This is a genomic window from Paraburkholderia sp. RL17-373-BIF-A (assembly GCF_046030175.1).
In the GTDB taxonomy this organism is placed as follows: Bacteria; Pseudomonadota; Gammaproteobacteria; order Burkholderiales; family Burkholderiaceae; genus Paraburkholderia.
Genome location: NZ_JARESO010000007.1, coordinates 15,735 through 35,636 on the forward strand (window position 1 = coordinate 15,735; position 19,902 = coordinate 35,636).

General features: G+C 62.7%; 15 protein-coding genes. 2 read left to right on the plus strand and 13 right to left on the minus strand.

The annotated features are described in order from the left end of the window. Positions 1–35: 35 nt before the first annotated feature. From P0D80_RS10540 to P0D80_RS10570, 7 genes are all read right to left on the minus strand, one after another. Entirely contained in the window at positions 36–1,139 is a 1,104-nt protein-coding gene (locus P0D80_RS10540) for an ornithine cyclodeaminase family protein (protein WP_408283503.1), read from the minus strand. Between the two features lie 37 nt (positions 1,140–1,176). Beyond that, positions 1,177–2,676 (minus strand): FAD-dependent tricarballylate dehydrogenase TcuA, encoded by a 1,500-nt coding sequence (gene tcuA / locus P0D80_RS10545; RefSeq protein WP_408283506.1) that lies wholly within the window; start codon positions 2,674–2,676, stop codon positions 1,177–1,179. 27 nt (positions 2,677–2,703) lie between these two features. After that, positions 2,704–4,095, minus strand: a complete 1,392-nt coding sequence (locus tag P0D80_RS10550; RefSeq protein WP_408181028.1) for an MFS transporter — start codon at positions 4,093–4,095, stop codon at positions 2,704–2,706. Between the two features lie 134 nt (positions 4,096–4,229). Next, a complete protein-coding gene (locus P0D80_RS10555; protein WP_408283509.1) occupies positions 4,230–5,597 on the minus strand; it encodes an MmgE/PrpD family protein in 1,368 nt (455 codons plus the stop codon). Next, a complete protein-coding gene (locus P0D80_RS10560; RefSeq protein WP_408283512.1) occupies positions 5,597–7,015 on the minus strand; it encodes an MmgE/PrpD family protein in 1,419 nt (472 codons plus the stop codon). Before P0D80_RS10560 ends, P0D80_RS10555 begins: the two co-directional genes overlap by 1 nt. A 67-nt stretch (positions 7,016–7,082) precedes the next feature. Further along, complete coding sequence (locus P0D80_RS10565; protein WP_342960443.1) at positions 7,083–8,423, minus strand: MFS transporter; 1,341 nt, start codon at positions 8,421–8,423, stop codon at positions 7,083–7,085. Positions 8,424–8,432: 9 nt separating this feature from the next. Continuing rightward, positions 8,433–9,848 carry an MmgE/PrpD family protein gene (locus P0D80_RS10570; protein ID WP_408181024.1) on the minus strand — a complete coding sequence of 472 codons (1,416 nt, stop codon included), beginning with the start codon at positions 9,846–9,848 and terminating at the stop codon, positions 8,433–8,435. Positions 9,849–9,988: 140 nt separating this feature from the next. Between P0D80_RS10570 and P0D80_RS10575 the strand changes: the two genes are divergently transcribed. Then, on the plus strand, positions 9,989–10,918 hold the full coding sequence (locus P0D80_RS10575) for a LysR family transcriptional regulator (RefSeq protein ID WP_408283516.1): 930 nt from the start codon (positions 9,989–9,991) through the stop codon (positions 10,916–10,918). Between the two features lie 26 nt (positions 10,919–10,944). On the opposite strand, the gene dctA is transcribed toward P0D80_RS10575, so the two are convergent. Together dctA and P0D80_RS10585 are read right to left on the minus strand one after the other, a co-directional pair. Further along, a complete protein-coding gene (gene dctA / locus P0D80_RS10580) occupies positions 10,945–12,303 on the minus strand; it encodes a C4-dicarboxylate transporter DctA (protein WP_408283519.1) in 1,359 nt (452 codons plus the stop codon). A gap of 165 nt (positions 12,304–12,468) precedes the next feature. Next, positions 12,469–13,635 (minus strand): mandelate racemase/muconate lactonizing enzyme family protein, encoded by a 1,167-nt coding sequence (locus P0D80_RS10585; protein WP_408283522.1) that lies wholly within the window; start codon positions 13,633–13,635, stop codon positions 12,469–12,471. A gap of 130 nt (positions 13,636–13,765) precedes the next feature. On the opposite strand from P0D80_RS10585, the gene P0D80_RS10590 reads away from it, so the two are divergent. Continuing rightward, a complete protein-coding gene (locus tag P0D80_RS10590; protein ID WP_132378492.1) occupies positions 13,766–14,725 on the plus strand; it encodes a LysR family transcriptional regulator in 960 nt (319 codons plus the stop codon). A gap of 122 nt (positions 14,726–14,847) precedes the next feature. Here P0D80_RS10590 and P0D80_RS10595 read toward each other — a convergent pair whose 3' ends face one another. The 4 genes from P0D80_RS10595 to P0D80_RS10610 all read right to left on the minus strand — a co-directional run bounded on the left by P0D80_RS10595 (position 14,848) and on the right by P0D80_RS10610 (position 19,889). Further along, positions 14,848–16,668 (minus strand): ABC transporter transmembrane domain-containing protein, encoded by a 1,821-nt coding sequence (locus P0D80_RS10595; protein ID WP_408283524.1) that lies wholly within the window; start codon positions 16,666–16,668, stop codon positions 14,848–14,850. A gap of 162 nt (positions 16,669–16,830) precedes the next feature. Continuing rightward, positions 16,831–17,271, minus strand: coding sequence for an SET domain-containing protein (locus P0D80_RS10600; protein ID WP_132378496.1), 441 nt, complete (start codon positions 17,269–17,271; stop codon positions 16,831–16,833). A gap of 120 nt (positions 17,272–17,391) precedes the next feature. Continuing rightward, the gene (locus tag P0D80_RS10605) at positions 17,392–18,513 is read right to left on the minus strand and encodes a porin (protein WP_408181019.1); all 1,122 of its coding nucleotides are present in this window, start codon (positions 18,511–18,513) and stop codon (positions 17,392–17,394) included. Positions 18,514–18,650: 137 nt separating this feature from the next. After that, a complete protein-coding gene (locus P0D80_RS10610; protein WP_408181018.1) occupies positions 18,651–19,889 on the minus strand; it encodes a dienelactone hydrolase family protein in 1,239 nt (412 codons plus the stop codon). Positions 19,890–19,902 lie beyond the last annotated feature (13 nt).

A 19,902-nucleotide genomic window follows, 5' to 3' on the forward strand; every position in this document is an offset into this window, starting at 1 on the left:
CGCGCGGTCCACGTGCAGGCCCACGCACCCTGTATTCAATTTCTAATAGACTGCAGGAAATAGTGCTCCGGCAACGCAATGCCAAGGCTCAGCCGCGCCGCTTCCCGATACACATGCCCGCCCACCGCCGCAAACTGCACGCCCCAGTTGCCCACCGTGTAATAGAAGGTGATCTGCCGGGCATCCGTGCGGCCCGGCGCGCGGCCGGTTATCACGTCGGTGTAAACCGGCCAGCCGGTTGTATCCACTCTTTCCCCGCGTGACACGGGCAAACGCGCCCGCTCCTCGCCGCTTCCGCCGATAAACGCATTCGGGCTGCCCGACACGCGCTGGCTGAAGCGTTCACTCTCCTCCATCGGCAAGCGTTCACGGCCTTGCGCGATGCACACGTCGAAGCGGTTTGCGACCCTGGTGTCGAATTCACGCGGCGTGAGCGCCACCACGTGCATGCCCGGTTCCAGCCAGTTGGCGTCGATGACGGGCGTCATGCTGTCGGTGCAGGTGGCGACAATGTCGGCGCCGCGCACCGCCTCTTCGGCGGAGCCGACAGCTTCGACTTCGACCCCGAGTTTCGCCGCCATGTCCCGCGCAAATCGCAAACGGTTCGCCTCGCGACGGCTGAAGACGCGCACGCGCCGAATCTCGCGCACCGCCACCAGCGCCTCGAGAAACGTTTCGGCCATGCCGCCCGAGCCGATCATGCCGATGGTATGCGCGTCCTCACGCGCAAGCAGCCGCGTGCCGAGTCCTGCCGCGCCGCCCACGCGCATGTGTTGCAGGTGGCCGTCGTTGAGCATCGCGAGCGGCTTGCCGTTCTCGGCACTGAACAGCATCACCAGCCCGCAATACGTGCCCGGCTCGACGCAGTACTTCTGCTCGCTGCCCGCGCGGCCGTCGGCGTCACGCGGCCACACCATCACGTCCGATTTCAGACGCACCGCCAGAATGCCGTCGGTCGCGCCATCCACCGAGCCGAAACGGTAATAGCTGTCGTCGCGCTGCGTCGGCACATAGGTGTCGATACGTGGACGCCCAATCGACGCGCCACCCGGCAATCCGGCAAACGCGCGTTCCTGCACGTCGATGCAATCGCGCATCGTCAGCACGCGCGCGACACAGTCGTTATCGATAAGCAGCATCGTAATGAGTCCCCGAGCGTTCCCGTTAGCGTCCGAATCAGCGTGCAACCAGCCGCGCCGCGCCTGCCCCGGCGCGCCGCCCGAACACCACGCCGGCGACGAGCCCCGTGCCGCTGCCGTAGTTGTGATAGTAAAGACCGCCGACAATCTCGCCCGCCGCGAACAGCCCTCGAATCGGCGTACCCGACGTGTCGAGCACCTCGGCCTCCGTCGACACCTTCAGTCCACCGAACGTAAAAGTCACGCCCGTGGTCACGCCATAGGCTTCAAAAGGCGGCGTGTCGAGCCGATTGGCCCAGTTGGTTTTGTCGATGCCGAGTCCACTCGTGCGCAGGCCGTCGTGGATGTTCGGATTGAACGACACATCGGGCCGCGGCGCCTCGTTATACGCGCGCACGGTACGCAGAAAACCTTCTGGATCGACGCCCGTGAGTTTCGGCGCCAGTTCTTCGAGCGTGTTCGCCGTCTCTTTGGTGATGCGCGCAATCCTGTACTCGTCGCGCAGCAGCTTGACGACTTTCTGATCGAAGATCTGCCACGCGAAAAGGCCCGGCTGGCGCAATACTTCATGCCCATATTTCGCGTAGGTGAAACTGTGAAAGTCGAGCCCCTCGTCGAGAAAACGCTCGCCCTTCGCGTTCACCAGAATCCCGAACGGGTAGTTGTGTTTCTGGAAGCGATCGCCAATCGTCAGATCGCCGTACTCGGGCGCATTCATGTCCCATTGCACCGCATGCGCGCCGGACCAATGCCCCGTCACCGCCGCGCCGATTTCCATCGCCATCTTGTGGCCCCAGCCGGTGTTGTAGCGTGTGCCACGCACTTTTGCCAGGTCCCAGTTCGGCCCGAGATAGCGCGCACGCATCTCCGCGCTCGACTCGAAACCGCCGCATGCGAGCACCACCGCTTTCGCGCGGATGTCGACCTGCCGCCCCTCATGCATGGCGCGCACACCTTCGATACGCCCGTCGCCATGCAGCAGGCCCATTGCCTGCGTGCGATAGAGCACGCCGATTCCCGCGTCCTTCAGCGCATGATGCAGCGTTTCGACCAGATGCGTGCCGCCACCCAGAATGTGGCAGGCGAGACCGCCCCAGAAACGGAATTTGCCTTCGACACGAAACGCCTGCCGCCCCAGCGCCGGCTGGAATCGCACGCCATGCCGCTTGAGCCACAGCGCGGCGTCGTAGCTGTTGCCAATCAGTACGTCGGTCAGCTCCGGGTCGGCGCGGAACTCGGTTAGCCGGCCGATATCGTCGAAGTACTGCTCGCGCGTGTAGGTGCCGAAATCGATATTCGGCAGGTCCAGTTCCGCGATATCCGGCGCGAGCTTCAACAGGTCGTCGACGGAATCGTAGACGAAGCGGAACGCGCCGCCCGTGAACGCGGAGTTGCCGCCGCGCGCTTCCTCCGGTGCGCTTTCGAGCAGTGCGATGCGCTTCGCGCCGCCTTCGCGTGCGGCGAGTGCCGCATTGGCCGCGGCGTTTCCCGCGCCGATTACTAGCACGTCGATATCGTTGAGTTCGTCGAGGGTCATCAGTTGGCTCTCCAGTTCCAGTGTGATCTAGCGTCGTGGGTATTCAGCGAGCGGTGTCAGTGACGCCGCGTCCACTTCATCCACGACCGGGTTCAGTGTTTCGAGGCTGCGGCCGGTGGTCCGCGGGCCGAAGACGAGCGTGATCAACGCAGTCAGGAACCATGCGCCCGCGATATACATGAACACGGTCACATAGCCGTAGTTCGTGTAGATCGCCGCGATCACGAAGGCATTCGCGACATTCGCGATCCGGCCCGCGCCATACGTGAGACCCGTTGCGCTATTGCGCACGCCGGTCGGAAACTGTTCGGGCGTGTACGAATAGAGCAGCGTCGCAAAGGTCTGCGTCAGCATGCCGACCGCAAATCCGAACGTCACGATCAGTACCGGCGTGAAGCTCAGCCCGTATAGCAGGCCGAATCCCGCGATCAAGAGCGCAACGAGCGCGATCAGATGCTTGCGTTCGAAACGGTCGGCGGGATAGACCGCGAGCAATGCGCCAAGCGGCGCACCCACGTTGATCAGCGTGAAATACGTGAGGCTGCGTGCAATCGTGATGCCATGATGCACCAGCAAGGTCGGCACCCATGCCTCAAAGCCGTAGAAGCCGATCGTCTGCAGCAGCCAGATCGCGCAGAGCGTGAGCGTGCGCCGGCGGTAGACGCTATTGAACATCGTCATCCATGGCTCGCGCGCTTCGGGCGGCCGCACGACGACCTCGGGCGAGCTCAGCACGTTACCTTCGGCGATGCTCCTTGCCTCCATCGCCGAGAGCGCGGCTTCGGCCTCGTCGAAGCGTCCTGCTCGCGCGCTCCAGCGTGGCGACTCTGGAAGCCGCTTTGCGATCAGCGGAAACGCAATGCCAAGCGCGCCCCACACGAAGACCCAGCGCCAGCCGTCCGGTCCGAACGGCACGAGCAGGCGCGCGACGAAGTTGGTCAGCGGAATCGCGCACAGGTTGATGACCATGGCCCACGACTGCCAGGTGCCGCGCGAGCGCGCCGGAAAGAGTTCGGCGATATAGGTCATCACCGTCACCATGCCCGCGGAAATGCCGAACCCGGTGACGACCCGCGCGGCGAACAGATACGGGACGCTCGGTACGACCGCCGTTGCTAGCGAACCGAGCGACGAGATCAGCACGAACAGCATCAGCGAGCGTTTGCGCCCGAGCCGGTCGGACAGCAAACCGCCGAGCGTCGCGCCGAAGAACATGCCGATGAAACTCGCGGACGTGATCAGCGCGATTTCGTTAATCGCGATATGCCAATGCCGGATCAGCGCGGGCGCCGCCGACGCGAACGTGTTGATATCGCAGCTATCGAAAAAGAGCGGAATCGCGAACAGGAACATCCATTCGCGATGCATCCGCGAGTTCGGCAAACGGTCGACGCGCGCGGCGACGAGTGAGTCGTTCATGCCTGTCTCCTTTGTCGACCGGAGTTAGTGCTTTAGCACTTACTCCGGTCCCATGCAAAGCTGTCCGGCGGTCATAGCCGCGCGATTTTCCTGCTCGTTCGTATGAATCTATCCAACGCGGCCCGACAACTGCGTCAGTGCCGCAAACCTGCTTCGAATAAACCAGTCACCGTGCTGATGTCTTCAATACCGTCGATGCGCCACAACATGCCCAACGCGTCGCGGCTCGCATCGGGCGTCAATACGTGATTCGCGCAGTCGAGAAACTTCGCTTCGATCCGTGCATCCGGCAACGGATTGGCCGACGTGCGGCCCGCCGCGCGCGCGACGCGTTTCGACACACGTCGGCCGTCGCGCAACTGAACGACAACTTCTGCCCCGAAATGATCCGCTTGCTGGTCCGCCAAAGGATCCGGCTCAGCGACGATCTTCGACATGAGCGCGCGAATCGCGGGGTCGGCGTATGCGTCGCCTTCGAAATCGGACAACACCACGCGCCCCTGCGCCAGCGCGCGCGCCACGCAGTACTGCACGCTGAATTTTGCATCGAGCGCACTGGCCGGTTGCGGGCGGTTCGTATGCTGAAGGCGCCGCGGATGCGTCCACGACACAACCGATTCGACATCGTCCGGCTTCAGTCCGTATTCGCCGACGAGCATCAACATCGCGTCGATCGCCGGGTGCGTGCTGCCGCAGCATGGGTACTGCTTGATCGCAATACCGGGTTCGACGATGTCGAGTGGATCGGCCCAATGCGTCAGCGCCGCTTCGGCGTCGTAATGGCCCACACCGTTGTAGACGTTGAAAAAGCCCTGTCGATGTTCGAAGGTTTCGTCGCCAGCGCTGAAACCCTCGCGCGCCAGCAGCGTCGCGATCAAGCCATTGCGCGACGCATGACCGACGTGCAACGGCTTCGTCATGGTGCCGAAATTGGCCTTGATGCCGGAAGCGAACGACGCGGCAATCGACAACGCGGTCGCCGTGTGCGCCGCATCCAGTTCGAGCAGATGCGCCGACGCAGCACACGCGCCGAATACGCCGAGCGTCGCCGTTGGATGCCAGCCTTTGTCGTAGTGATGAAAATTGACGGCATGCGCAATGCGCGCCTGCGCTTCAAAACCCGCCACGTAAGCGGTGACGAGGCGTCGCCCGCTCGCGTGCCCCTCTTCGGCGAGCGCGAAGAGCGCCGGCAGGATCGGTGCGGATGGATGACCGCCGAGTGTATTGCTGCAATCGTCGAAGTCGAGCGCATGCGCGGCCGTGCCGTTGACGAGCGCTGCGTCGCTGGGCTTCATCCGCTCGCGCGTGCCGACCACGAGCGCGGCTCCGTTGGAAGGCGCCGCCACGGTCCGCGCAATCCGCGCGCAGGGTTCCGCCGAACCCGCCAGCGTCACGCCGATCGTATCGATGATGCCGATGCGCGCCCAGCGCAACGCTTCGTCGGGCACGTCGGCGGAAGTGAACGCGGCGATGCGTTCGCCCAGCGTCTTCGCGATGCTCATCAGCGGTCTCCTTGTACAAGCGAAAGATCTGGCGGCGATCTGTGCAATGGATCGGTCGATGAAGCAGACATCGCGTCGAGCCAGTGCAGATCCGCTTCGTCTTCCACCCGGTCCAACTGCTCGAACAACGCGTGCGCCGCTGCGCCCAGCCGCTTCGTCATCCGCATGAACTTGGCGCGCGATTGGGCCGGTGTGAACGGCGTCGACGGACAGCCCGGGAAGTCCGTCTGCGCCAATTCGTAGGTCGTGCCGTTATCGAGCGTGATGCGTGTGACGGTGGCGAGGCCGGTGGCGTCGGTCGCGACGAGCGTCACGCGCTGCGCGAGTTCGCGGATGGCTTCGTCTTGCAACAGGTGGTCGCCGAAGGTCGACGGATCGTCGGCATCGTGCAGCAGCGCCGCCGCCACGCACACCGGCACGCTGTATTGAGCGAGCACCTGATTGGCGGGCAGCTTGATATCGTGATTCGCGGCAAGACGCGGCGCGCCCTCGATCCGGATCGCGATGATGCGGCGCGCGTCGATATCGTACGCGGCGCGCAGTTGCTGCGCGGCGTAGACCGGTGTGTGCGCCACGATGTGACACGCGTAGCGCTTCAGGCACAGCGTCGGCGTTTCATAGTGCGCGCCTAAACCAGCGGTCAGACGCGCCGCGTCCGAGGCCTCGCAATACGCCTCCAGAAAACCGTAGCGCCCTTCGAGCACCGTCGACGGCCCGTCGAACCCCGCTTGAGCCAGTTGCACGGCGACGATGCCCGATTGCGCCGCGCGCCCCAGGTGGATGCGTTTGACGAGACCACCATCGCCGGACTTAGCGAATTCGAGCAATCCGCCGCTCAACGAGCCCGCAATGCCCAACGCGCGACTCAATGTATCCGCATCGACGCCGGCCAGCTTGCCCGCTACGATCGCGGCGCCGAACGGTCCCGTCAAACCCGGCGCATGAAAGCCGCGTGCTTCGGCCGAGTGTTTCGTCGCCGTGCCGATCCGGAATAGCACCTCGATACCGGCGACGAGCGCCGCCAGCACTTCGCGTCCCGATGCGCCATAAACCTGCGCGGCGGCAAGCGCAACCGGCACCAGCGTCGCGCCGGGATGAACGCCGGCGCCAGGCTGCCGCAAGCTATCGAGTTCCGCCGCGTGGACCAGCACGCCGCCCGCAAACGCCGCCGCCTCCGGCGCGACGCGCCGGCTCGTGCCAGGAATCGCACACGGACCCGCGGCCGCATGGCTGACATAGCGCAGCGCGGCCTTGCCGGCTTCCACCTCCTGTCCGTACAACGCCGCGCCGATCGCGTCGATCAGGCAGTCTTTGGCAAGCCGCACGATGTCGGCGGGCAAGTGCTCGAAGCGCACGCTGAGCGCGTACTCCGACAACAATTGCGCAGCGGTGCGTCCAGCGAATGAAGCCGGCTGCATGAAAGCGTCTCCGTTGATCTTGGTGATCAGCGTGGTGACCACTGAGGTGACCACCTCAGTGACCACATTACTGGCGCGCTTCTTCGTCGATCACCGACCGGTGGCGCGTCTCGGGCATCAACACGTATGTGAGCAGCGACACTGCCGCGCACGCGCTGACGTAATAGAAGAACCATGATTCGTGGCCCGCGTGCTTGAAGCGCAACGCGAGATATTCGGTGGTGCCGCCCATCACCGACGACACGATCGCGAACGGCAGGCCAACGCCGAGCGCGCGAACCCTCGCGGGAAAAAGCTCCGACTTGACGAGCCAATGAATCGACGAGAAGCCGCTGAGAATGCCGAGCGCAGCAAGGTTCAATGCGAAAGCGGTGAGCGCGCTATGAGTCGCGCCCAAAGCATGCATCAGAGGCACCGTCAGGAACGTGCCGCCGACACCGAAGATCATCATGACCGGACGCCGTCCGATCAGATCGGACAACAGGCCGAAAAGCGGCTGAAAACCCATGTAAATGACGAGCGCCACGGTTGCGATCAGCGTTGCCGTGTCGCGGCTGAAGCCCGTCGTGTTGACCATGAACTTCTGCAGATAGATCGTGAACGTGTAGAACGCAACGGTGCCGCCGATGCTGATGCCGATCGTCCACAGCGTCTGACGCCGATGCTGGATCAGCAGCACCAGCAGACTGCCCCGCTCCGTCTGCTTCCGCAGGCCGGCACCGCCTTCACGCTCGAATGCGTCGGTCTCCGCAATGCCGCGCCGCAGATACAGCGCGAAGACGGCCAGCGCGCCGCCGATCGCAAATGGAATCCGCCATCCCCACTGTTCGAGTTGCGTGGGCGTCAACACGAACCGTTGCAGCACGAGCATCAGCGCGAGCGCCACCAGTTGCCCCATCACCACCGTCACCTGGACGAAGCCGACAAAGAAGCCGCGCCGGCCCGTCGGCGCCATTTCGCTCAGATACGTCGCGCTCGTGCCCGCTTCGCCGCCCATGCTGAAGCCTTGCAGCAGACGCGCGCAGACCAACACGGCGGGAGCGGCCACGCCGATCGACGCATACGTCGGCGTCAACGCAATGATCAGCGAGCCGACGCTCATCATCGCCACCGATACGCTCAACGCCACGCGCCGCCCGCGCCGGTCGGCGAGCGCGCCGATGGCCCAGCTGCCGAGCGGGCGCACGACATAACCGATCGCCGCGACGGCCGCCGCATTCAGGAGTTGCGCGGTCTGATTGCCGCCCGGGAAAAAAGCCTTGCTGAAATAGATCGAGAAGATCGAATACGCCAGAAAGTCGTACCACTCGATCACGTTGCCGGCACTGCCGCCGATAATCGAGCGCAACCGTTCGCGCCGCGCGGCGGGCGTGGCGGACAACGGGAGTGTGTGCGCAGTCGCGGCCACGATGGCTCCTCAGGGGGCGCTCGCGAGAAGCCGCGCGAGTTCTCTGGCGTCCGGCTGATCTTCGGCGTGCATCACCCAGTCGACGATGCGCGCGATCTGCCGTGCGTCGATCCGATGCGCGGCGAGCTTTCTCATCTTGCCGACGATATCCGCTTCGCTCGCAAACGCGTGTTCGCTGCCGCGCTGCGCCTCGACCGTTTCTTCGAGCCGCGTGCCGTCGCGCAACAGCACCTCGACGCGCACCATATGCCGCAGCATGGAACCGCGCGCGGTAATCGACGGATCCTCGACCACCTGCACGCGATCGGCCAGTGCCATGCGCTGCGGGTCCGCGACCTTGTCCTCGCTGAACTGGTCGACGAAGACGTCGCCTTCGAGCAGCAGCGTCGCGACGCAATACGGCAGGTTGAGCTGCGCGGAGGTCAGCCCCTGCGGCACGTATTTCCAGCCCACGTGATCGACCGTCACACGCGAACCGTGCACGACGATCTGCTCGATATCGTCCGGACCGAATGGATGACGCGCCTGCATCGCGCGGATCGCGTCGAGGGTGGTGTGATTGCTGCCCACGCAGGAGTAGAACTTCAGTGCGATGCGCATGGTCTCGAAGCGCTCGCCGAGGCCATCCACGAGCTGCGTGAGATCGAAGCGGTCCGACGAACGCGAGAACGTGCTGCAAAAGCCGCCGTACGGGTTTTCAAACACGTCGACGATACCCGTGAAACCGTTTTGCGCGAGCATCGCGCCGTACAGGCCGCTTTGCGCGGCCCGGCCTGCATGCATGCGCTTGACCATCGCGCCGAACTGCGCGGCCATCAGCCCCGCCGCCTGCGTGCCGCCGATGCCGAGCGCGTGCACCGTCTGTTCCACATCGAGCCGCAACGCGGCTGCCGCACCCGCCGCGGCCGAGAATACGCCGACCGTCGCGCCCGAATGCCAGCCTTGCGCGATGTGCTCCGGTCCCATGCACATGCCCACGCGTGGGCCGACCTCATAGCCCGCCACGCAGGCACGCAGGAAATCGCGGCCTGACATCGGCGCGCCGACGGACAGCAGTTCGGCGACGGCGAGCACGGTCGGCAAGGTCACCGCCCCGACATGGAGCACGCCGACGCGATGCACGTCGTCGAGTTCGAAACTCTGGATCAAGGTGCCGTTGACGAGCGCCGCGTGCGGCGCGGACAAACGCAACGGCATGCCCCACACGCGGCAACCCGGCGTGCTATCTACGCGCTGCAAGGTATCCGCAAGAATGCGGCTCCACGGCAACCCGGCGCCGAAAAGGGCGCAGCCGAGCGAATCGAGAATCAGCAGTTTGATGCGCGCGCGCACCTCGTCCGGTATCGCCTCATAGCGCAAGCCCGCGACGAATGCGGCCACGCCGCCGGTATAAGGGTTTGCGCCTACGTCGTTGTGTTGATTCATCGTTTCCGTTCTGGGTGGCAATCGCGCGGATTGGGTTGCACGAAAATGTCGTGCCTTCAGTATCCGCAGCCCGAACGCGTTTGTGAATTGCACGCGACGTGATTATTATTGCGTCACATGCAAGAGTCAGCGGGGTGCAGATGAACCGTTTTCCGGGTGTCGATCTCGACGCATTGCGGGCTTTCGTTGCGGTCGCGTCGCACGCGTCGTTCAACGACGCGGCGATCGAACTGAACCTGTCCGCGTCCGCTTTGACGCGGCGCATCAAACGGCTCGAGGAAGCGCTCGACGCCATGCTGTTCGAACGCACCACACGTACCGTCGCGCTCACCAGTTCGGGCGAACTGCTGTTGCCGCGCGCGCAGGGTGTGTTGCGTGAGCTCGATGCATCGCTCGAACTCGTGAGCGAAGCGACGCGTATCCGTAGCGGTCAGTTGACCATCGCGTGCATTCCGACCGTAGCCAAATTCATGCTGCCGAAAATCGTCAGCACTTATCACAAGCGGCGTCCTGAAGTACGGCTCAGGCTCATCGAGGCCAACCTCGCCACGGTCGTGCAGCGTGTGGCGCTCGGCGAGGCGGAATTCGGCATTGCGTTTCTGGTGAACGAATCGCCGGAGCTTGAAATCGACGAACTGCTTGTGGATCCGTACGTGCTGGCCTGTCCCGCGGATCATCCGCTCGCCGCGAGCGAGCACGTGACGTGGCCTGAGTTGCGGCCGTGGCCGCTGATCGTTTCCGGCACCTCAAGCGGCAACCGGCGCATGCTCGACGCCGCGCTCAGGGATATCGACTGGCGCCCTGACCGGCTGATCGAGATCGAGCATCTGACCACTTCATTGGGGCTCGTCGAAGCGGGACTCGGCATCTCCATCATTCCGCGTTGCGCGGCGCCGCGCGACGCGCACGCGCGCATCGCGATCCGGCCTCTGGTTGATCCGACGGTCGCGCGAACCATCGGTCTGATTCGAAGGCGCGATGCCGCGCTCTCGTCGATCGCGCGCGACTTTCGTCTCGCGCTGCGCAGGATGGCGCCATTCGATCCGTCGATTCTGCACGAGCCCGCTTGAACCTGTCGGCAAGTTGACTGAATGGCTCAGTGGATGTGAGACCGGATCATGGCGTCTTTCGAAGGCGTCCGATCTGGCGGCGCCACGCTGTCGGCGGACTCCAATACATCGATGCTCGTGTCGGTACGGTCGAGCATCGCGCGGGCCTTGTTCATATCCAGCGCCCCTTCCCATCGAGCTACCACAATGGTCGCCACCCCGTTGCCGATCAGATTCGTGACCGCACGAGCCTCGTTGAGAAAGCGATCGACACCTAGCAGCAGCACCAGTCCAGACACGGGGATTTTGTGCATCGAGGCCAGCGTGGCAGCCAGCGCGACGAATCCGGCTCCGGCCACACCCGCAGACCCCTTGGATGTCAGCAACAGCACGCCGAGCAGCAGCAACTGGTCCCAGATCGACAGGTGGATATTCATCGCTTGCGCGACGAACATCGAGGCCATGGTCAGGTAGATCGCCGTACCGTCGGCATTGAAGGTATAGCCGGTGGGCAACACCATCCCGACCACGGGCCGTGAGCACCCCAGCTTCTCCATCTTGATGAGCATCTGCGGGAGTACTGCTTCAGTCGAAGCGGTGCCGAGGGTAATGAAGATTTCGTCCTTGATGTAGCGGAGATACTTCCACAGCGACAGCCCGCTCATCCGCATCACCAGACCCAGCACCACGACGACGAAGAAAATCGAGGTCAGGTAGAGGCACAGCATCAGTTGGCCGAACGACGCCAGCGTGCCGATTCCGTACTTCGCGATGGTGAATGCCATGCCGCCAAAGGCACCGATGGGCGCGACATACATGACGATTCGCACGACGCCGAACATGCCCTGGAGGAACATGTCGAGCATATCGACGAACGGCGCGGTGCGAGGCCCCAGCCTGGCGAGCGCGATGGCAAACAGAAGCGAGAAGAAGATGATCGGCAGGATATCCCCATTCGCGAACGCGCCGACAATGCTGTTCGGAACGATGCTCATGAAGAAGTCGAGCATCCCGTGCTGTTGCGCCGCATGAGTGTAGGTAGAAATCGCTGAACTGTCGATATGCGCGGGGTCGATGTTCATACCGCTGCCCGGCTTGATGACGTTCACGATGACAAGCCCGACAGCGAGCGCGATCGTCGATGCAATTTCGAAGTAGACGACCGCCTTGACGCCGACGCGGCCGGCCTCATGAAGGTCTGTCATGCGGGCAATGCCGACCACAACGGATGCAAAAATGATCGGAGCGAGCAGCATCCGGATCAGTTTGATGAACAGGTCTCCGAGTGGTTTGAGTTGAGAACCGAAGTCAGGGTAGAAATGCCCGACGAGGACACCGGCAATAATGCCAATCAGAACCTGTACGTAGAGCTTGGAAAGAGATTTTCCGATCTTTGAAACCCGCATGACTGTCTCCTATGCGTGGCATCTTCTAATGAAAGTCAGATTCGTACTCCCGGCAGCGGGATTTACCGTTGGGGAGAGTACGAACCGATTTCGCCAGCGTTCTTTGTCTATTTTTATCAACGCTACGCCGACGCTTGTTGTCGGCGCGTTTTGTCGGACTACGGCTTATGCGGACAGCTTTTGCATCTCGACGAAGAGATCGGCTTTTCCTTCGAAGCCGATGCCCGGCAGATCAGGCATCGTGATGAAGCCGTTTTCCACCTTCACGCCGTCGGGGAAGCCGCCGTAAGGCTGGAACAGGTCGGGATAGGATTCGTTGCCGCCGAGGCCAAGTCCGGCCGCGATGTTCAACGACATCTGATGGCCGCCGTGCGGAATGCAGCGGCTCGGTGACCAGCCGTGCTGGCGCAGCATGTCCAGCGTGCGCAGATACTCGACGAGGCCGTAGCTCAGCGCGCAGTCGAATTGCAACCAGTCGCGATCCGGGCGCATGCCGCCGTAACGGATCAGGTTGCGGGCATCCTGCATCGAGAACAGGTCTTCGCCGGTCGCCATCGGCTTGTCGTAGTAGTTGCGCAGCGTGGCCTGCAATTCGTAATCGAGCGGGTCGCCCGGCTCTTCGTACCAGAACAGGTCGTATTGCGAGAGTGCCTTCGCGTACTGGATCGCCGTGTCGAGGTCGAAACGGCCGTTGGCGTCGACAGCGAGTTTTTGTCCGTCGCCCAGCACGCTCAGAATCGAGTCGATGCGGCGCAGATCTTCGTCGAGCGAAGCGCCGCCGATCTTCTTCTTCACGACCGTATAGCCGCGGTCGATATAGCTGCGCATTTCGTCTTTCAGCTTCCCGTGGTCCTGGCCCGGGTAGTAGTAGCCACCGGCCGCGTACACGAAAATCTTGCGATCGGGCTGACCATCACCGTAGCGGTCGGCCAGCAACTGGAACAGCGGCTTGCCTTCGATCTTCGCCACCGCATCCCAGATCGCCATGTCGATGGTGCCGATCGCGACCGAGCGCTCGCCGTGGCCGCCCGGCTTTTCGTTCATGAACATGGTCGCCCAGATCTTGTGCGGATCGAGGTTATCGCCGGCGTCGTTGACGAGCGTGGCGGGGTCGGCTTCGAGAACGCGGGGAATGAAGCGCTCGCGCATCAGCTTGCCCTGGCCGTAGCGGCCGTTTGAATTGAAGCCGTAACCCACCACCGGCTTGCCGTCGCGGATGACGTCCGTCACCACGGCGACGAGACTCAGCGTCATCTTGCTGAAGTCAATGTAGGCATTGCGGATCGGGGAGCTGATCGGAATGGTCTTTTCGCGGATTTCAACGATTCTCATGACGGTGTCTCCTGAGTTTTGGGCACGTATCGCATGCGTCTGGCTGCAATGGAAACTAGGTTATCCGCGAAATGAGGCGTTAGAATTCGCTTAGATTCATTTCATTTTTTACTTTAGGTGAACAGCCAAAGTGACAACTGACTCGGCATCCGACTTCGAGTTTTTCATCCTCCTCGCCAAACTCAAAAGCTTGTCGGGGGCGGCGCGCGCGCTCGATCTCACGCCGCCGGCCGCGACCAAACGCCTTGGGCTGATGGAACAAAAACTGGGGGCGCGGTTGGTCAACAGGACAACGCGCAGTGTCAGCCTGACGCCGGAGGGCGAGACCTACCTGCGCTACGCAACACAGATCGTCGGGCAAGTCCGGCAGATGGAGGACGAGATATCGGGGGCGCGATCCGATCCCCATGGACTGTTACGCGTCAATGCGACGCTCGGTTTCGGGCGCACGGCCATCGCGCCACTCGTGTCCGAATTCGCGAAGCGCTTTCCCAACGTGGAGATCCAGTTTGAAGTGACGGACCGGCCCATCGATCTGGTCGAGGAAGCGTTCGACATGGCGATCCGTTTTGGAACGCTTCCTGACAGCCGGCTTAGCGCCCGGCGCATCATGAGCAATCGCCGGTTTCTTTGCGCCTCCCCGAAATACCTCGAACGATTTGGGACACCGGAGCGCATAGAGGATCTGGTTCGGCACCGTTGCATCATTCATCGCCAGAACGATGATGCTTATGGCGTGTGGCGGTATATGCAGGGGGACCACACCGAAGCGTTGAAGGTCAAAGGCGCGCTTTCGAGCAACGATGGCGATATCGTGCTGCGGTGGGCGCTCGACGGACATGGGATATTGATTCGTTCCGAATGGGATCTGGCGAAGTACGTTCAAAGCGGCCGGCTAAAACTGGTTTTACCCAATACGGTACTGCCGTCGGCCGATCTGTTTGTCTACTATCCCAGCCAGCGAAACCAGACGGCACGCGCCCGGGCATTCATCGATTTTCTGATCGATCATTTTCAGGCCCCGTTCATTCCGGTTGAAACCGGCGCTTTGCTGTACGACCAGAAAAAGAAAGCGGGCCGCAAGCTGTGAGTCGCGTGCTGTCATTGCACGGACGCTGTCACGGACGGCGCGCGTTCGATCATTAGCCGTGGTCGTTGATCCTGGCCGCCCGTGCGGCCGGTTTTGCGCCCTTTGCCGAGCTTGCGTCGACCTTACGTCGAACCAATAGGATCGCTCACGGCGCCGCGCTGCGCCGTTTGCCCCAACTGCTCGCCGAACTGCAACGCAGCGAGCTGAGCATAGAGCGGCGAGCTCAGCAGGAGCTCCGCGTGACGACCCTGCGCGACGATACGCCCCTGTTCAAGCACGACAATGCGATCGGCCTGCTGGACGGTCGCGAGGCGGTGCGCAATGACGAGTGTGGTGCGATTCTGCGCGGCATTGTCCAGCGCCTTTTGCACCAGCCGTTCGCTGGCGGCATCGAGTGCACTGGTCGCTTCGTCCAGCAGCAGGATGGGCGGATTCTTCAGGATCGCGCGAGCAATCGCAATGCGCTGGCGCTGTCCGCCGGACAGGCGCACGCCGCGCTCGCCGAGAAAGGTGTCGTAGCCCTGCGGTAGTTCTTCGATAAAGCCGGCCGCAGCGGCCATATCGGCAGCCCGCTGGACCTGCGCGAGCGTGGCTTCCGGCGCGCCATAGCGGATATTGTCGAGTACGCTCCCGGAAAAGATCACCGATTCCTGCAGCACCACGCCGATTTCCTTGCGCAGTTCAACGAGCGGCACGTCACGGTTCGGGACGCCGTTGATCAGAATGCGGCCGGCTTGTGGATCGTAAAAGCGCAGCAGCAACTGGAACAACGTGGTCTTGCCCGCGCCGGACGGGCCGACCAGTGCGACATGTTCGCCCGGACGGACATCGAGCGAGACCGCGGAAAGCGCCGCGATGCCCGGGCGCGACGGATACGAGAAGCTGACCTCGTCGAAGCGGATGCCCTCGCCTCGCGCAGGCAGCGTGACCGTCGTCTCGGCCTCCACCACCGGCGAGCGTGCCGCCAGCAATTGCAGCAAACGTTCGGTGGCGCCGGCAGCGCGCTGCAGATCGCCCCACACCTCGGCGACCGCGCCCACGGCGCCCGCCGTGAACACCGCGTAGAGGATGAACTGGGACAATTGGCCCGCTGTCATCCGCCCGGCCAGCACTGCCTGCGCTCCGAGCCACAGCACGAATACGATGGCGGTGAACACCAGCACGATCACCACGGCGGTCAACCAGGCGCGCGCGCGAATGCGCGTGAGCGCGGTCTCGAAGGCCGCCTCCACCGCGCCGGCAAACCGGCGTGTTTCAAAGGGTTCCTGCGTGTACGACTGCACGGTCGGCATGGCATTGAGCACCTCGCCCGCCAGCGCGCTAGTGTTCGCGATCTTGTCCTGGCTCGCGCGCGAGAGCCGCCGCACGCGCCGGCCGAAGATCACGATAGGCGCGACCACCACGACCAGCGTCGCGATGATGTAGCCGGACAGCACCGGGCTCGTCACCGCGAGCATGGCCACGCCGCCGGTCAACAGGAAGAAGTTGCGCAATCCCAGCGACAGGCTGGTGCCCACCACCGTCTGGATCAAGGTGGTGTCGGCGGTGAGCCGTGACAGCACCTCGCCGGTTTGCGTGGTCTCGAAGAACTGCGGGCTCATCTGCAGCACGTGATCGTAGACCGCACGCCGCAAGTCGGCCGTGACCCGCTCGCCCAGCCATGACACGAGGTAGAAGCGCAGCGCCGTGGCGCCGGCCAGTACCAGCGAAACGACCAATAGCGCGAGGAAATAGCGATCGATGTGCCCCCGGTCGCCGGCGGCGAAGCCACGATCGATCAGGTATTTGAACGCCACCGGCAACACCAGTGTGGCGCCTGCCGAGGTCACCAGCGCGAGGAACGCGAGCGCCCAGCGGCCGGCATAGGGGCGCAGGAAGGGAAATAAGGCAAAGAGGGGGCCGATGCGGGGTGAAGGCGGCGACGATGTCATAGCGTCTGGCATGAGGATTCCCAAGCGGATCGAATATCCTCCCGATTGTGCCAGTCTTGCGGATTGGAAGGCGGCCCGTTTAGGTCCTTCAATCGGGCGTCGCAGTATGGACGATGTGCGCGTTGCCGAATTCGACGACGCTCTTGGGTTATGAGTCGAGGCGGACCGGCTGAATCACGCGACAGCCGCCAGCATCGACTGACGACACCCCACTGCGGCACACCGGCAAGTGTATTGGGCTCGAACGTCCTCGTCCGAGGGATCGTCGGTCGTCAGCAGGTACTCGATAAACAGTTCTTCACCCGCTTCAATCGGCCGGATCGTGTGAATGAAGATGCGGCCAGCATCTTCGATGGTCTCGCAGTTCGGCGCACATGCATGGTTCAGCCATCGCGCACTATTGCCACCACGGCTTCCGTCGATCACGCGTCCGTCCGACAGACCAAACAGAAACGTGTGCCCGGCGACACCTTCGCGCCGGTGCCGGCGCACGGCTTCCCGCCAGCTCGTCAATTCGCCCCGGTATTCAAGCACGCACTCACCCGCCGCGAGCGGCCGCATCGCGAACACACCCTTCCCGTGCACTGACGACCGCCGTACGATCACTCGCCGCATACTGTTTCCTTGACTGATATAGGCGCCAGTATACGAGTGCAAATTTACCGTTGCATCATTTTGTGGCGGTTATTCGCGCTCGCGCGGTCCGTGGAAAACGATCCAAAGCCCCCGCGATAACTAGAACTTCTTGCGAATCCCCACCCGCAGCGCGATCTGATTCGCCGAACTCGACGCTTGCAAAACGGGCGCAAGATCGGCGACCGCGCCGCCTCCGGCGCGCATATACGTTGCCGATCCGTACACGTCGGTGCTCTTCGACAGGAAATAGTCCGCACTCGCATCCACCTCGTGATAGTGCGGTTCCTGCCCGGTTGCGGAGACGTTGCCTTCGGTATAGCTGTACGCCACGCCAAGCTGCAGCGCCGGCGTGATCATGTAACTGGCCACGACCTCGCCGATATTGAAGGTCACATGTCCGTTGATTTTCGCGCCCAGGCTAGGGTCGAGGTCGCCGAACTGTGTGTGAGTCCAGTCGGCGCTGATTTTTGCCGCACCGAACGCGTAGGCGGCGCCGAGGCCAAACACTTTGTAGCTGCCGGCAGCAAGACCATAGTTGCCGTCGACCGTGTTGGTGGCGGTCCACACCCCTTCCGATACGGCGGTGGCCGGATGGTCGATCGATGTGTAGGCGCCCACCAACTGCAGATTTCCATTTGCGTACTGAAGCGCGAAAGATTTTGCGCCGAAACGTGCAAAATCGCCCGCGACGCCGCCGAAGCTATAGGTGGCGACACCCGTGAAACCGGCAATGGTCGGCGACACGTACTTGACGGCGTTTTGCAGGTGAAAATCGACACCGTTGTTGTCTAGATCGCCAGGATGCGGAAACAGAATGCCGCCTGGCAAGATGCCATTGGCGGACAGCGGGCCGATATAGTCGCCCACTTCTTCGCCCTGCCGCCCGAGCGTCAGCGTGCCGTAGCGGTTGTCGGACAGACCCACATAGGCCAGCCGGCCGAACAGCCGGCCGCCTTGACTCAACGCGCCGGTGTTGACGTTAAAGCCGCTCTCGAGCCTGAAGATTGCCGTCGTGCCGCCTCCCAGGTCTTCCACGCCTCTGAGCCCCCACCGATTGCCTTGCGAGATGCTGCCCTGCATCTGCCAGGCGCTCTTGCCGCCCTGATTGCTCGACCAGGTCAGCCCGTCGTCTATGATGCCGTAGATCGTCACGCTGCTCTGGGCATATGCCCCGAGACTGATGAATAGCATTGCGGGAAAAGCAACGAGCAGCTTCTTCACGATTTTTCCTTGGTTAGTTATCTTGCGTTTTTGTTTGCATACCGAAGTAAATAGAAAGCGCGTAGAAAGATGAATTGCTCAGCCTTCCAACTATTGCTGCCTGCTTTCACCCGGAGCAGGCAGCACATGATCGTGAGTCAGATCGGCTTGCCCTCGCTGGACGCCCAATTGCGCATCAGCGTGTTGCCTGGCAAGTTTTCATCAACCATCTTCCTGGCGGTTTCAATCCCGGCAATGGGCAACCCCGTCGGATCAAGCACACCGATCTGCACGAGCACCGAGGCCTGATCCCAATAGATATGCTCGTTGTACAGCTTGTCGCCCCGAAAGCACACGACAGCCAGCATCGGAATCTCGATGTACCTTCCGGTAGGCGCCAGCCCCGGCAGCAGCCAGTCGATCTCACGATCGTGGGTTGCGCAGAACACGAACTCGTCGACGATCCGGTCCGACCCGATGGTGCGGGACAGCGGAATGAGCCGCGTGTCGTCGGGATTCGCGTCAACAAAGTGGTATTTATAAAAACGCTTGAGCTCGTCATGCCCGACTCCACCTGTCAGGGTCGGCACGTGGTTGACGTACGGCTCGGCGACCATGGTGGGCATGATCGCGTTGACGTCGCGTGTGGCGAATTCATAGTGGCAGTGCAAATCCCACAGCGCATTCAGGTCGTAGATCGGCCCCAACACTTTGCGCAGCATCGCAAGCGAGCGCGAATACGCCATCATGGCGGCCGGTTTGTCGAAGTGCTCGCGCTCCGGGGTCGCGAATGCGTGATCGCAATCCTGGTACACGTACTGCTCAATCTGCGGATTCTCGCTGAATGCCGCCTGGATCTTCTCGCGCATCGCGGGCGGGCACAGCGCATCCCGGCCGGCAAAATGGAACACCATCGGGCATCGGATCGAGGGCACCTCATCCAGAAACGCGTCGAGGCCCACACCGTAATAACTCACCGCGCAATCGATCTCCGTCCGCGCAGCGGCAAGCATCGCCAATTTCCCGCCGAGGCAGTATCCAAGCGCACCAACCTTGCCTGCCTGTTGCGGCAACGCGCGCAGCGCCGTGAGGGTCGAGGCGATGTCTTCGACCGCGAGTCCAAGGTCGAGTCGCGCGTTGTAGTCGAGCGCGGCAGCAAAGTCCGCTTCGCCGTACCCAAGCTCGACGCGCGGTTGCATGCGCCAGAACAGATCCGGCACCAGCACCACGTAGCCTTCCTCCGCGAAGCGATCGGCCATCGCCTTCATGTATCCGTTGATGCCGAAAATCTCCTGCAACAGAATCAGGCCGGGCCCCGAGCCTTGCCTGGGTTTTGCCATGTATGCAGAAAACGTCTGTCCATTGCCTGCATTGATCTGGATGAACTCACCGCTCATGATCCGTTCCTTT